The following is a 14,175-nucleotide window of genomic DNA, read 5'->3' as shown; positions in this document are numbered from 1 at the left end:
GTGGGCAAGCCGTCTTCACCCCAATAGAAAGTACGAACATGAGAAGGAACTCGTCATTGTGCGTCCTTGTGGCAAGTGCGTGCTCAGCGCTGCTTGTTCTGAGTGGATGCGGTTCTGCCGAGAATGACAGTTCGCATTCTTCAGCAGCATCCTCAGATGCTGTTATCAGCATTTACGGACCTGAACCAGCTAAACCTCTCATTCCAAGCGATACGAATGAAATTGGTGGGGGTAATCCCATCGAAATGATGTTTTCAAGGCTGGTTCGCTTCGACAGCAAAGGAAAAGCTGTCAATGAAATCGCTCAGGATATTAAACCGAATGCTGATATGACTCAGTATGCAATCACTATAAAACCTGGATGGAAGTTCACTGATGGTTCTCCGGTGACTTCACAATCCTTCACTAAAGCATGGTCATGGGGGGCTAATGCTGCGAATGCTCAATTAGGGTCATCCTCGTATAACATCATCAAGGGTTATGATGCACTGCAAAATCCTGGAATTGACAATAATGCACAGTTAGAGGGGCTCAAAGTAGTAGATGATAGAACCTTTACGGTTGATCTTGTAGCTCCTTCTTCGACCTTCCCAACTGTTTTAGGGTACACTCCGTATTCTCCGCTGCCAGAGGTTTTTTATAAAGACACTAAAGCTTTCGGAGAGAAACCGGTAACTGCAGGTCCCTACAAGTTCGTGTCATGGGAGCACAATAAGTTTGTTAAACTTGCTAAAGATCCTAATTATAAGGGTGGGCTTACCGTAAAGAACGGTGGTCTAGAATTCCGCAGTTACAGCGACACAACTGCTGCATATGCAGATATCCAGTCTGGCAATTTGGATGTGATGGACTTTATCCCGACATCAGCACTCAAGACCTTCCTTACTGATTCAAGCATACAAGCGAAGTCACAAGCTGGTCCTATTGTTCAATACATGGTCATACCAAGTGCCATGCCTCATTTTAAGGAAGATGAGGAGGGTAGACTGCGCCGACAGGCTATCTCTTTGTCCATCAACCGTCAGCAGTTGATTGACAAGGTAATCGGTGGTACTGCGACTCCCGCGACCGATTTTATTTCACCTACTATTCCAGGGTATTCTAAAAATCTTAAGGGCTCTGATGTATTAAAGTATGACTCAGCCAAGGCTAAAGAACTGTGGGAAAAGGCTAATACTATTAGCCCGTGGGATCCTAATGCATCCTTCACTGTTGCTTACAATGTGGATGGTGGTTACAAGGATATCTATGATGCCATAACCAATTCGATTAAGAACACTCTAGACATCAAAACGGAAGCTTCTCCGATTCCCACCTTTAGTGAGTTCAATGCGAATTTAGCTCATCGAACATTTACTCAGAAGGGGATGGCTTTCCGTGGAGGATGGCAGCCTGATTATCCTTCGCCAGAAGCGTATTTGAAACCGAAGTTCATTTCTTCAGCAGCTGATGGTCATGGTGCAAACTATGGAGATTACAAGAATTCCCAGGCTGACGAGCTTCTACAAGAAGCGAGCAGTGCAAAGAGTATTGATGCATCTAACAAGAAGTTCCAAGAGATGCAAGAGGTGCTTTTGAAAGATTTACCTGCTATTCCTATATACTGTGATAATTCAAAGGGTGCAGCTTCTAAGCAGCTGCATGGCTTTGAATTTACATGGAAGGGAACACCGGAATATTGGAATTTGAGTAAGTAGCTATGTGTAGTTGGTTCTGAGTTAGCAAGAACTCTCTACATCATTCGTTAAGTACACTAAAGATGGACCCAATCAACATCTTGTGCTTGATTTGTGATAATTTGGTTGGGTACTGCTGGTAAAGTGCTAACAGTATGTTCTATGCGGGCGGAAGAGACACGCGTATCCTGCCTCGCGAATTGCAAAGGAGAAAAAGCCGATGGGCAAATATCTTCTGCGTCGAATTCTGCAGATGATTCCTGTTGTTCTCGGTACGACTCTGTTGATTTACGCGCTTGTATTTGCATTGCCTGGTGATCCAGTTGCCGCAATGTTTGGAGATAAGCCAGTCAACCAGGCCGTAGCCGCTCAGATACGATCGGAATACAACTTAGACAAGCCATTTATTGTTCAGTACTTCCTCTTCTTGAAGAACGCACTGACCTTAAACTTTGGCAATACATTTGCTGGACAGCCAGTTATCAGTGTCATCGGAAGGGCTTTCCCAGTAACAATCCGACTAGCACTCATGGCTTTTGTATTTGAGGCAATATTCGGTGTTCTCTTTGGCATTATATCCGGTCTAAATAAGGGTAAGTGGAGTGACCAAATTATTTTGATTTTGTCACTCTTGCTGATCTCTATACCTACTTTTGTTACCGGTTTTGTTATGCAGTTTTTCTTTGGAGTTAAGTGGCACATACTTCCTGCTACCGCTGGTGTTGATCCAGGCTTTATCGATTTACTTATGCCAGCGATTGTGCTTGGATCAGTGTCGATGGCATCAATTATTCGACTTACCCGAACAGAAATTTCTACGAACATTTCAGAAGATTATGTGCGAACCGCTCGTGCAAAGGGTATGAGTAATTTCCAAGTTACGGTGCGACATATTCTGCGAAACTCGCTGATTCCAGTGGTCACTTACCTTGGTGCAGACATCGGCGCACTCATGGGTGGGGCTATGATTACCGAACGAATCTTCAATATTCAAGGTGTAGGTAATACCTTGTATCAAGCGATTTTGCGCGGCGAAGGAACGTTAGTGGTTTCTATCGTGACCATTATGGTAATGATCTTCGTAGTGTGCAGCCTCGTAGTCGACTTACTATATGCGGTTCTCGATCCGCGTATCCGGTACGCATGAGGGGTGAAAGTCAGATGACAGACATGACAGCGAACAGCGAGAATACTAAAACTCAGGCAAAGTCCATATTCTCTGGGTCCCTACCGGGACAGGAGAGATTTGTGGCTCCATTGGAAGAAACGCCACTGAGAGATGTTGACTCTATTGATGAGGAAGCACCAGCTACCAGTATGTGGTCTGATGCATGGAAAACTCTACGTAAGAATCCGATTTTTATCATTTCGGCTATCTTGGTGATCTTCATACTCTTGGTTGCGCTTTTCCCCAGTCTTTTTACCAAGCAAGATCCTGTGGTTTGCAACCTCGAGAATTCTCTTGAAAGCGGTAATGCAAGTCATCCATTCGGTTTTGACTTGCAAGGATGTGATGTATATTCCCGCGTAGTGTATGGTGCTCGTACATCAGTTTCTATTGGTATTGCTACGACGATTATGGTTACTCTGTTAGGCGGTTTTATTGGTGCTATAGCAGGTTTCTTCGGAGGATGGCTTGACGCTATCCTGAGTCGTGTAACTGATATTTTCTTTGCTATTCCAATGCTACTCGGAGCTATCGTTCTTTTGCAGATGTTCCGTACTTCAACGTCGATCTGGAAGATTGTCTTTACACTGACCCTCTTCGGATGGGTGAGTATGGCTCGTATCACTCGAAGTGCGGTGATGGAAGCTAAGAACTTAGAATTCAATACAGCTTCAACAGCTTTAGGATCAAGTCCAATCAGGAATCTTTTTAGACACATCGTGCCAAATTCATTAGCACCAGTCATCGTTATGGCAACAATGTCCTTAGGATCCTACATTGTTTCTGAAGCAACTTTGTCATTCTTGGGTATTGGTCTGCCTACATCGGTAGTTTCGTGGGGTGGAGATATCTCAACGGCTCAGAACTTGCTCAGAACGAATCCTTCGGTGCTCTTCTATCCATCAGCAGCCTTAGCGATTACTGTCCTTGCATTTATCATGTTAGGTGATGCAGTCAAGGATGCCTTAGACCCGAAGACCCGTACGGCGTGAGTGGGGAGAACAGTATGAGCGAACAAACACAAGTCGAGTCTTTGCAGGCTCAGTTGGCTGAAAAACAGATTGCTAATGGTCCACTGCTAGAGGTGAAAGATCTCAAAGTGGATTTCAGGGCTGACGGTCGTGATGTCCATGCTGTAAGAGATGCATCGTTTAACGTGTATCCAGGTCAGTGGGTGGCTATCGTTGGCGAGTCAGGTTCAGGTAAGTCCACTTCAGCCATGTCTGTTTTGGGCTTGCTACCTGGAACTGGCAAGGTCGTCGGTGGCTCAATCAAATTACACGGCAAAGAACTAGCTGGACTGAATAGCAAAGAATACGAACAGATTCGAGGGCAACAGATTGGTCTTGTACCACAAGATCCTATGAGCAACCTCAACCCGGTCTGGCGCATCGGTACTCAAGTAAAAGAAGCACTTGTTGCCAACCACATGGATGTTAGTCGTGAAAAGCGATCTCAGCTGGCTAAAATGCTTGCATCCTCAGAGGATGTAACGCTCAAAAGTCAAGATGATGAGTTGTTCATTGCTTCGACGGATTTACCCGGCCTGTTGGATGCTGCACGAGAAGCAGTAGTCAAAGCTGGTAAGGCAGATCCTGCTAAGGCAATGGAATCGTTCCACAAGGAGTGGGAGCCGGGTTCGGAGACACGATGGGGCGTGGCTAAGGGGCTTATTCGTGCAGGCGTTAGCGATGATGAAGCTTGGGCCATTGCGAAACAATATGTCAAGGGCTCCGATATGAACGACCGTATTGCTGGTTTGTTGGCGGAGGCAGGTTTGCCGGACGCAGCGACAAGAGCCAGGCAGTATCCTCATGAATTTTCTGGTGGTATGCGTCAGCGCGCTCTTATTGCGATCGGCCTAGCATCACGACCAGATTTGCTCATTGCTGACGAGCCAACTTCTGCTCTGGATGTAACCGTTCAGAAGAAGATCCTCGATCACTTACAAGGTCTGACAGATTCCTTGGGTACAGCTGTGCTCTTTATTACTCACGATTTAGGCCTAGCCGCAGAAAGGGCTCAGCATATTGTCGTGATGTACAAGGGGCAAGTGGTTGAGTCAGGACCAAGCTTGGAAGTGTTACAGCACCCCCAGCATCCATATACAAAGCGCCTTGTGAACGCAGCTCCTTCCTTGGCTTCACAGCGTATTATTTCTGCCAAAGCTCATGGACATGATGCTGAAAAATACATGGAGCATCAGGTTAAGGGTGAGCAGGTCCTCGAGAAAAGTGAGCACATTATCTCAGTGGAGCACCTGACTCGTGAATTCAAACTTCCACGTAAGAAGGAAATGTTCAAAGCTGTAGATGATGTATCCTTCTCCATTAAGCGTGGTACCACTCTAGCTATCGTGGGTGAGTCAGGTTCTGGCAAGTCTACTGTAGCTAACATGGTGCTGCACTTATTGAAACCAAGCTCTGGCAAGGTAATCTATGAAGGCAAGGACACCGCAGGTTTCAGCTCGCGAGAGATGTTAGATTTCCGCCGCCATGTTCAGCCTGTCTTCCAAAATCCATATGGCTCTTTGGACCCTATGTATTCCATTTACCGGTCTATCGAGGAGCCACTTCGCATACACGGAATAGGCAACAAAAACACTCGACGGGCAAGGGTCAAGGAGTTGCTGGAGATGGTCGAAATGCCATCGTCAGTCATGGGCCGTTACCCGAATGAGTTATCAGGTGGACAGCGCCAGCGCATTGCCATTGCAAGGGCAATGGCGCTAAATCCTGATGTCATCATCTGTGATGAGGCTGTTTCCGCTCTTGATGTGCTGGTTCAGGATCAGGTCTTACAGCTGTTAAATGACCTTCAGGCGGAGCAAGGGCTGAGTTATCTATTCATCACACACGATCTTGCTGTAGTTCGCCAGATTGCTGATGAAGTCGTCGTTATGCAGCACGGAAAGCTGGTGGAACATGCTACAACTGATCAGGTGTTTGACCACCCGCAACAGCAGTACACTCGTGATTTGTTGGAAGCAATTCCAGGTGGCAAGTTGAGCTTAGGCATAGACTAACAGTGTATGTACATGGTGAGGTCGGTCTTTTGTAGGCCGGCCTCGTCTTTTGTTAGGCTAGTAAGGTAGTGCCAGTTCAGAATTGAGGGAATAATGGGATTATTTGGATTCGGTAACAAACGCAAGAGTGTAGATGGAGCAGCAGAGGGGAAGCGGGATCAGATAGACGATGACAAAAACGATGACTCACAAGAAGGTGAACTAGAGCGCGGTTTTTCCAAGGGTCCCTGGGATGTACATGATGAGAATGTTGTCGATTATGATGACTATTTAGATATTGGCGCACTGTATTTGCCTTTCAAACAGGGTATTGAACTCCGTATAAAAGTTAACAAAGATAGTGATGAAATACTTGGGGCCACTATTACTTATGGGGATTCCAGCTTAGAAGTCGAAGCATTTGCAGCACCTAAAACTATGGGGCTGTGGGACATGATTCGCCAGGATTTGAAAGAGGCTAATGCTCAGGCCACCGAAAAAGAGGGTGTTTTTGGCGCAGAATTAACATTGCCTGTTTCAGTAAAAGATAAGGTTCTTAAGACTCGAATTGTGGGTATTGACGGACCGAGGTGGATGCTACGCGGCATTTTCTCTGGTCCTGCGGCCAATCAAGGCGAAGAAAAAACTGTGCTTGACGAATATTTCTCAGATATTGTTGTCGATCGAGGAGAGGAGCCACTTGCCCCACGCGATTTGATACCCATGCATACACCTGTTACTCCTGCTGAACGTGCTGCTCAAGCTGCTTCTGAGAATGAGCAATCTACCATTCCAGACGAACCAAAGGGGCCATTTGATAGCGATCAACAAACTGAAGTGAAAACAACGCTCTCTCGAGGGCCTATGTTTTCTGAGGTGCGATAAAGAACGTGGCAGGACAGCTAAAAACAGGTTTATCGGCAATTGGATCAGACGACTTCAATGTCTACGAAGCTGTTGGCGGTGCCCGAGGGATAGCTGAGTCTGTCTTGCCTGGTTTTGTGTTTTTGCTGGTCTTCGCCTGCACCCGTCAATTACAATTGACAATACTGATAGCTGGAATTCTTGCGATTGTTCAGTTACTGATTCGTTTATGTCAGAGGCAATCTTGGCTAGGTGCACTGACAGGTATGGTGTCTGTTGCTATTTGCCTTATCTGGGCTTGGTTGAGTAAAGATGCGCGTAACTACTATGTCCCTGGTTTTATAGCGAATGTTGTTTGGATTGTAGGGCTTGGTGGCAGCTTACTGTGTAAGCTGCCTAGCATAGGTTTTATCATTGAGTACATCCGCCAGCCAGTTTTGAAAGATTGTAGAGTCTGGATTCAGCAGTGGCGTCAAGATGAAAAGCTCTATAAGGCATACTGGAGAGTGACGCTGCTGTGGTTGGTGATGTTTGTACTCCGCCTTGGAGTCCAACTACCACTGTATGTGTCTCATAGACTGACATGGTTGGGGACTACACGCCTAGTAATGGGACTGCCCTTATTTGCAATGGTGATTTGGTTTTCTTGGCTCTTTATTATTCAGCCTTACCATGATCACTATCATCCAGGTGAGTCCACAGAGCAACAGTAGCAGTTGGACGCTCTAGGAAGATTAGCTGAGTACATAATGCTGTTAAACATATGATGAGGAGATAAACTGTCATGCAAGTTACTGTCCGAGTAGAGCGCTATGCCGATCAAGGTCGGTGCGTAGGGCACATTGATGGACAGGTTATATTCCTGCGTTTCGCCCTTCCTGGAGAGCTTGTTGAGGCAAAAGTTGACATGCCCATTCGGAGTAAGCGTCGATTTTTAACAGGCGAAGTGACCAAGGTACTTGAAGCCAGTGCAGACCGAGTGGAACCTGCCTGGCCTTTAGCTGGACCGTTGGCTTGGGGTGGAGGCCTGGGAGGGGCTGATTTAGTACATGTGAGCTTGCCTGGTCAGTTGAAGTGGAAACAAGCCACTGTCGAGGAACAGATGAGCCGAATAGGGCATGTACAAGCACGTGTTTCTGTGCAGCGTCCCGATGGGGATGACGAGCTTGGTGGACTTAACTGGCGGACCCGCATCGATTTGATTGCCAATGAACAAGGGCTACCTTCAATGCGCCGCCGTGAGTCACACGAGCGCATCCCTCTTTCTGCCATGCCTTTGGCTACACGATCGCTCAATGACATAGCTGGGAAGCTGGGAGTGTGGAAGGGTGGATTTGAGCCCGGAAGCCCTATCCGTATAGCTGTGCCACAACACGAGGATGAAGAGCGGGGGGATAATTTTGCCCTCCTTATTGGTAACAAGGTCAAAGCTGGCAGGCGTAAACTCACAGAGAACATCCGCCTCGATGGACACAATTTTGTCTATGAGGTTGATGCTGCCGGCTTTTGGCAGATTCATAGGTCAGCTCCTCAGCTTTTAGCAGCAGAGGTAATGGATGCTGTGCAAACAGGTTTAAATACGGTCCAATCGCCAGTCATCTGGGACTTGTACTCAGGGGCAGGACTCTTCACTCTTCCTTTGACTGAACTCGCTGCTGATGCGTGTCTCTTAAGTATTGAAGGTTCGCGGATAGCAGTAGCGCAAGCTAGGCACAATGCTAAATGTGCTGGGGTGGATTCACAAGTTACAGCCCTGTGCGGAGACGTAAGCAAGACAATTGCTGATGGCTTGACGCACAAACACGCTAAACCAGACGCAGTTGTTTTAGATCCACCTCGCTCTGGTGCCAAGGCTGCTGTTTGCCGGCAAATTGCAAACTCTGGGGTGCCTTTAATTGTATATGTGTCTTGCAATCCTGCAAGTCTTGCAAGAGATACAGCTACGCTGGTTGAGGCGGGCTATCGTCTGACACATATCAAATCGTACGATATTTATCCCATGACTCATCATGTGGAGACCCTGGCTGTCTTCAGCAAGTAGTTCCTGATCGAAATATTTGATGGTTACAATACAGGCATGACTCATTGGCATGTCTGTATACGAAGTTGGAACTTTTCTCGTGGCCTTGCTGCATTGTTATGCACGTTGTCTTTGTTAGCAGCTTTGCAAGGATGCGCGCCTAGAGGTCATGCAGTGGGTGACAGCTGGAAGTCGGGAATAACTGCTGAGCATGACGGAACTGATCGCACCAATATCAAAGTTGCCATCGTAGCAGCTGCAAACAAGCATGACCGTGATGGTATCCAAGATACTAATACACGCATGTTTGACCTTTTAGAACATAATGGATTTACTGCTTACTATGCCGATGCTGAGGATGCTTTTGGTCAAGAACAGGCTGTTGCGGATGCTGTAGGGCGAAAAGTATCGCTCATACTTGTGGAACATATGGGGGAAGCTGACTGGTCAAAGAGTTTGAGGTCAGCTCGACGAGCTGGTATACCGGTAGTCTTATTGGGAGAAGGTTACCGTCTTCAAGATTCGACACTGTATGCGGCCCAGTTGTACCTAGATGAACAGTCCTCACACTCTCAACCGCTAGGGAAGGCCATACAAACCATTGTTGACGATCGTGAGCATCCTCGTAGGATGTTGGTGAACTTGGAAGATGATATGACGCAACATGAGCCTCCAGATCAAATAGAGGAGAAGTTATGAGTGGGCAAGTGACGCAGGAAACTGTCTTTCCAGATATAAAACTAACTGGCCTGACTTCAGCGCAGGTCAAGGAACAAGTTGCTGCAGGACTTGGTAATGTCACTCATGACCAGTCTTCTCGCAGTTTAGGCCAGATTATTCGGTCGAATGTTTGTACACTCTTCAATGCCATTATTTTCGTAGCAATGTTGGTGGTGCTCGTAACTGGTCAGTGGAAAGATGCTGTCTTCGGCATTATTATCATAATCAATACTGGAATTGGAGTAGCTACTGAACTCAAGGCCAAGAAGACCTTAGATAAGCTCTCAATCTTGGTGGCTTCAGACTCGTACGTGCATCGCGATGGGCATGATGTGAAAGTTCCACATGATGGGATCGTTCTTGGAGACCTGCTGTGGATCCGTTCTGGTGATCAAGTACCGGCAGACGCAGAAGTTATCCAAGATTGGGGCCTGGAACTCGACGAGTCCATGCTTACTGGAGAGTCGAAAACTGTACGAAAGGAACAAGGAGGTACAGTTTATTCAGGTTCGACAGCCATTTCTGGATTGGCTTTAGCAACAGTGACCGCAGTCGGTCCGGATTCATATGCAGCTCAGTTAACTGCTCAGGCTAAGGCTTACAAGAAAGTTCACTCTGATCTCAATGATGGTATAAATAAGATTCTTAAGGTGATGACCTTTGTGGTTGTGCCTTTATGTGTTTTACTGATTTGGTCTCAACTGAGAACAGTCGGTGGGCTCCAGAATGCTATAACAACTGGAAGTTGGAAGTTCGCAGTTGTATCTGCTGTTGCTGGCGTCGTGGGTATGATTCCTGAAGGCTTAGTGCTCTTGACATCACTCAATTTTGCTTTAGCAGCTATTCGGCTTGCCAGAGAGAACACTCTCGTCCAGCAGTTGGAATCAGTGGAGACGTTGGCAAGAGTAGACGCTTTGAATTTAGATAAGACAGGAACAATAACCGATGGCGGTATTGTTTTTGACTCGCTGGTTAACCTTTCTACCAAGGGAAAGTCACAACTGGAACAGGCATTGGTAGATGTTAGCCATGAAGAAAATATGAATGAAACAGGAAAAGCGATTGTAAACGGATTGTCTCGAGTGCAAGCAGCAGAAGTAGTATCTGCCCGAATTCCATTTTCTTCGGCCCGTAAATGGAGTGCAGTGAGGCAGACAGATGGTAGTAATTGGTATTTTGGAGCACCAGAGGTTTTGCTTGCTCCCCAACGAGGAGAGTTTACCTCGATAAAAGCTAGTGTTTCAGAACTCGCAAATAAGGGATATAGGGTTTTACTTCTAGCAGCTTCACCAACAGATATACAACCTGACCAAGATGCTCAGCTTCCTGATGACCTAGAACCTGTTGCACTGGTGACCTGTTCGGAACATATTCGAGATGATGCTGAAGCAACCCTTGCCTGGTTTAGAGACCAGGGGGTGCGGTGTCGTATCATCTCAGGAGATAATCCAGTTACCGTGGCTGCCATAGCTACAAAGGTTCATCTCACCGGAGGTGAACAACCCAAGGCCATGGATGCCCGAACGTTACCAAAAGATGTTAAGGAACTCGCTCACGTTTTGGAAGACGTGGATGTACTAGGAAGAGTTCTACCTGATCAAAAGAAAGCGATTGTTCAAGCTCTTCATGTACAAGGGCATACCGTTGCTATGACAGGTGATGGGGTCAATGATTCCTTGGCGCTCAAAGAAGCTGACCTAGGTATTGCTATGGGCAATGCAGCGCCAGCAACTAAAGCCGTTGCCCAGGTTGTTTTGGTTGATTCTAAGTTCTCACATTTGCCCGATGTAGTTGCTCGCGGTCGCCAAGTGATGGCCAATATGGAACGAGTAGCAGGTCTTTTCTTGGTGAAAACTGTATACTCAGCATTGATTTCAATAGGAGTTGTGCTCACCGGTATACCCTTCCCCTACCTACCCAGGCACATCACTTATATCGGTGCTCTTACGATTGGTACTCCGGCCTTCTTCTTGGCTCTTGCTCCTAATACGCGACGGTATAAGCCAGGATTCCTTAAGCGAGTGGTTGATTTTGCTCTACCGGGTGGTATTGCTACAGCCTTTGTTGTTCTATGTGCTGCATGGTCGATACCAGCCCTAATGGAGTGGAATGTTAGTAATCCTGTCCAGTTGTCACAACTTCGCACAGCATGTGCCATTATCCTCTTTGCTATGGGGATTCTTGTGCTGGCACGAGTGGCTAGACCTCTCAAGTCATGGAGGGGAGTACTTGTTCTCATATTTGCTGTAGCCGGTGTCGTTGGAGCGTATATACCGTTTGTGGCACACTTTTTTGCGATTGTTCTGCCGGCGGGTAGAGCTGCACTTGTGACCGCTGTCGGGGTATGCCTAGGCTTGCTGGTTATGGGAGCAGGAGTCAGTATTTCCAAGCTTCTGGATAAGTCGCATTAACAAACTTATACAGGTTCGCCCTCCCAGCAGTTACATTTGCTAGGAGGGCGAACTTAATGTGATAGTGATGAATTAATCACGCGAACCGAACAATTGAACGATGTACAAGAACATGTTTACAAAATCAAGATAAAGGTTCAAAGCACACAGAATCGAAATGCGCTCTATGACTTCTGTACCTTGGCTCTGGTAATTGGCAAACAAGGCCCTGGTCTGCTGAGCGTCATACATGGTCAATCCAGCGAAAAGTGCAATACCTAATGCTGCAATTACCTTCATAGTGGTATTAGACGGAGCCACGAACAACAAAACGACTTGGACGATGACTAAAGCAAGCAAAGCTGCAAAGAAAATAGATCCCCAACCGAGCAGATTTTTCTTTGTTGTTAGGCCAAGCATAGTTAAAGTAAAGAAGAAACCGGCACAAGTTAATAGGGCCACTAGTAAGACTGATATGGAATAACTAGCAAACAGTGAACTGAGGGTAAAACCCATAAGTGCCGCATATGCGTAAAACATAAAGCGGCCTGTAGAAGTCTTCATCTTCATCACCCTGGTAGACAAGGCTAAAGCAAAAACAACTTGGGCGACGCACAATCCAATCCAACCAATACTTCCAGTAGCCAGGACGAATCGCTCGAGTAAGCCCGAAGTGAATGTTACGTACGCTACCAGAGCAGTGACGATCAGTCCAAGAGCCATTTCTCCGTAGGCCCGAGTCATTGAGACACGCTCAGCATGCTCATATGCATAAGTTGTCTGAGTGGGAATAGCGGCTGTACCGTCATTATTAACCACGTACGGTTGTTGGAAGGGTTCATTAGTATTATATGACTGCTGTGGGTAGCCATTATTGTGGGGCTGGCGATTAAATGTCATAAGCTCCTCCTCTTACTGGCGAGCGTAAGTGAAAACTACGCACCGATACTATCTAGACTAGCTGCATTGTCTGAATAATGTCTGAAAATCCGCTCCAGCCGAACATCGGCCTAGCGTAGCAGACTCTACAAAGAGGGCATACCATAGATCAATAGGTCATCTACATCAAAGGTGAGCTATAACAGTAAGGAGATGCAGTCATGGTCGACAGCTATCAACAGCCAATGATTAAGTTGAATAATGGAATTTCTATCCCACAATTAGGTTTAGGAGTATTCCAGACTCAAGAGGGGGATGAGACGGTGAATGCCGTTCGGTGGGCTTTGCAAGCAGGATACCGGCACATCGATACTGCAAAAGTATATGGAAACGAAAGTTCTGTAGGAAAAGGGATTGCACAATCAGGGATACCTAGACGCGATGTTTTTGTTACAACAAAGTTATGGAACGAAGATATACGTTCCGGGCGCACTAGGCAGGCGTTTGAGGAGAGTTTGGACCGACTTAATACTGATTACATCGATTTATACTTGATTCACTGGCCGACAGAGGGCTGGCAAAAAGCCTGGGAAGATATGGAAGAACTCTATCAGGATAGGCGAGTGAGAGCTATAGGCGTATGCAACTTTGAACAGCACCATTTAGACGAGCTCCATGCTCTATCATCCTTAAAGCCGGCAGTGAACCAGATCGAATCTTCGCCTATCTTTGTTAACCAGGCTTTGATTGATTATTGCCAAGGCGAATTACGGACTGACGTTGAGGTTTGGAGTCCTTTGGGGGGTAGTGGAACTCACCTATTGAGTAATGCCGAGTTGACTGCAATTGGAAATAAATATGGAAAGTCTCCTGCCCAGGTAGTTATACGCTGGCAGTTACAGCGAGGAGTCATCGTAATCCCTAAGTCAATACACCAAGACAGGATTGTACAAAATCTTGATGTATGTGATTTTGAACTCACTGAAGAACAAATGATGACAATATCCGCTATGGATACAGGACAACGCGTTGGTGCAGATCCTGATAATTTCGACTTTTAGTTGACTCTTAGGCGTACCGCAACAAGCTGTCATGGGTTTGGTACGCCTACGAGTGATTGAGTTTTGCCTTTAGTGTAGTGGATGACTGGCCTGTATAGGTTGTTGCTCTCTTGACGATCTATGATTCTCTAAACGCTCATCATCGCTCTCCTGCTCTTGTGGGGAGCCTGATATATCCCTGTGGATTGACTGCATTTGCACTTCAATGTTTTGTAGAGACCTGGCACAGTCAAGAAGGGTCTGCGAGTGCTCAGCTAGTCGGTTATCCGGTAAGTCTGATTTATAGCGTAGTTGGTGTTCAAGGCTTGCCCAATAGTCCATGGCGATGGTTCGAAATTGCACTTCGACCGGAGTGTAGTGGGGGCCAGAAGTCAAGAATACTGGCACCGCGTA

11 protein-coding genes and 1 pseudogene are annotated in these 14,175 nt (G+C 46.5%); 10 read left to right on the top strand and 2 right to left on the bottom strand.

Annotated features, from left to right (window positions below; genetic code table 11):
- Positions 1-38: 38 nt before the first annotated feature.
- The 9 genes from BOCO_RS06625 to BOCO_RS06585 all read left to right on the top strand — a co-directional run bounded on the left by BOCO_RS06625 (position 39) and on the right by BOCO_RS06585 (position 11,863).
- On the top strand, positions 39-1,697 hold the full coding sequence (locus tag BOCO_RS06625) for a peptide ABC transporter substrate-binding protein (protein WP_094723680.1): 1,659 nt from the start codon (positions 39-41) through the stop codon (positions 1,695-1,697).
- 199 nt (positions 1,698-1,896) lie between these two features.
- The gene (locus BOCO_RS06620) at positions 1,897-2,823 is read left to right on the top strand and encodes an ABC transporter permease (protein ID WP_094723470.1); all 927 of its coding nucleotides are present in this window, start codon (positions 1,897-1,899) and stop codon (positions 2,821-2,823) included.
- A 23-nt stretch (positions 2,824-2,846) separates the two neighbouring features.
- Positions 2,847-3,836 (top strand): ABC transporter permease, encoded by a 990-nt coding sequence (locus BOCO_RS06615; protein WP_094723678.1) that lies wholly within the window; start codon positions 2,847-2,849, stop codon positions 3,834-3,836.
- A 14-nt stretch (positions 3,837-3,850) separates the two neighbouring features.
- Positions 3,851-5,869: a dipeptide ABC transporter ATP-binding protein gene (locus BOCO_RS06610; RefSeq protein WP_094723468.1), complete on the top strand. Its 2,019-nt coding sequence runs from the start codon at positions 3,851-3,853 to the stop codon at positions 5,867-5,869.
- Between the two features lie 93 nt (positions 5,870-5,962).
- On the top strand, positions 5,963-6,733 hold the full coding sequence (locus tag BOCO_RS06605) for a DUF3710 domain-containing protein (RefSeq protein WP_094723466.1): 771 nt from the start codon (positions 5,963-5,965) through the stop codon (positions 6,731-6,733).
- Between the two features lie 5 nt (positions 6,734-6,738).
- Positions 6,739-7,425, top strand: a complete 687-nt coding sequence (locus BOCO_RS06600) for a DUF3159 domain-containing protein (RefSeq protein ID WP_094723464.1) — start codon at positions 6,739-6,741, stop codon at positions 7,423-7,425.
- 71 nt (positions 7,426-7,496) lie between these two features.
- Positions 7,497-8,753 (top strand): class I SAM-dependent RNA methyltransferase, encoded by a 1,257-nt coding sequence (locus BOCO_RS06595; protein WP_094723462.1) that lies wholly within the window; start codon positions 7,497-7,499, stop codon positions 8,751-8,753.
- A 153-nt stretch (positions 8,754-8,906) separates the two neighbouring features.
- The gene (locus BOCO_RS06590; protein WP_094723460.1) at positions 8,907-9,431 is read left to right on the top strand and encodes a type 1 periplasmic-binding domain-containing protein; all 525 of its coding nucleotides are present in this window, start codon (positions 8,907-8,909) and stop codon (positions 9,429-9,431) included.
- A complete protein-coding gene (locus BOCO_RS06585; protein ID WP_094723458.1) occupies positions 9,428-11,863 on the top strand; it encodes an HAD-IC family P-type ATPase in 2,436 nt (811 codons plus the stop codon). Before BOCO_RS06590 ends, BOCO_RS06585 begins: the two co-directional genes overlap by 4 nt.
- A gap of 72 nt (positions 11,864-11,935) precedes the next feature.
- Here the strand turns inward: BOCO_RS06585 and BOCO_RS06580 are convergent, their stop codons facing one another.
- Positions 11,936-12,742 carry a Bax inhibitor-1/YccA family protein gene (locus BOCO_RS06580; protein WP_094723456.1) on the bottom strand — a complete coding sequence of 269 codons (807 nt, stop codon included), beginning with the start codon at positions 12,740-12,742 and terminating at the stop codon, positions 11,936-11,938.
- Between the two features lie 200 nt (positions 12,743-12,942).
- On the opposite strand from BOCO_RS06580, the gene BOCO_RS06575 reads away from it, so the two are divergent.
- Positions 12,943-13,782, top strand: coding sequence for an aldo/keto reductase (locus tag BOCO_RS06575; protein ID WP_094723454.1), 840 nt, complete (start codon positions 12,943-12,945; stop codon positions 13,780-13,782).
- Between the two features lie 69 nt (positions 13,783-13,851).
- Here BOCO_RS06575 and BOCO_RS06570 read toward each other — a convergent pair.
- Positions 13,852-14,175 (bottom strand): annotated as a pseudogene (locus tag BOCO_RS06570) (hypothetical protein); the annotation flags it as partial.

Origin of the sequence: Bombiscardovia coagulans (assembly GCF_002259585.1) — a bacterium.
GTDB classification, from domain to species: Bacteria; Actinomycetota; Actinomycetes; order Actinomycetales; family Bifidobacteriaceae; genus Bombiscardovia; species Bombiscardovia coagulans.
The sequence above is the reverse complement of the archived record's forward strand: the minus strand, read 5'-3'. Positions and strand labels throughout refer to the sequence as shown.

What these genes read in the sequence shown, in the direction of transcription:
- BOCO_RS06625 (WP_094723680.1), top strand. Translation starts at nt 39, where the DNA reads ATGAGAAGGAACTCGTCATTGTGCGTCCTTGTGGCAAGTGCGTGCTCA.
- BOCO_RS06620 (WP_094723470.1), top strand. Translation starts at nt 1,897, where the DNA reads ATGGGCAAATATCTTCTGCGTCGAATTCTGCAGATGATTCCTGTTGTT.
- BOCO_RS06615 (WP_094723678.1), top strand. Translation starts at nt 2,847, where the DNA reads ATGACAGCGAACAGCGAGAATACTAAAACTCAGGCAAAGTCCATATTC.
- BOCO_RS06610 (WP_094723468.1), top strand. Translation starts at nt 3,851, where the DNA reads ATGAGCGAACAAACACAAGTCGAGTCTTTGCAGGCTCAGTTGGCTGAA.
- BOCO_RS06605 (WP_094723466.1), top strand. Translation starts at nt 5,963, where the DNA reads ATGGGATTATTTGGATTCGGTAACAAACGCAAGAGTGTAGATGGAGCA.
- BOCO_RS06595 (WP_094723462.1), top strand. Translation starts at nt 7,497, where the DNA reads ATGCAAGTTACTGTCCGAGTAGAGCGCTATGCCGATCAAGGTCGGTGC.
- BOCO_RS06585 (WP_094723458.1), top strand. Translation starts at nt 9,428, where the DNA reads ATGAGTGGGCAAGTGACGCAGGAAACTGTCTTTCCAGATATAAAACTA.
- BOCO_RS06580 (WP_094723456.1), bottom strand. Translation starts at nt 12,742, where the DNA reads ATGACATTTAATCGCCAGCCCCACAATAATGGCTACCCACAGCAGTCA.
- BOCO_RS06575 (WP_094723454.1), top strand. Translation starts at nt 12,943, where the DNA reads ATGGTCGACAGCTATCAACAGCCAATGATTAAGTTGAATAATGGAATT.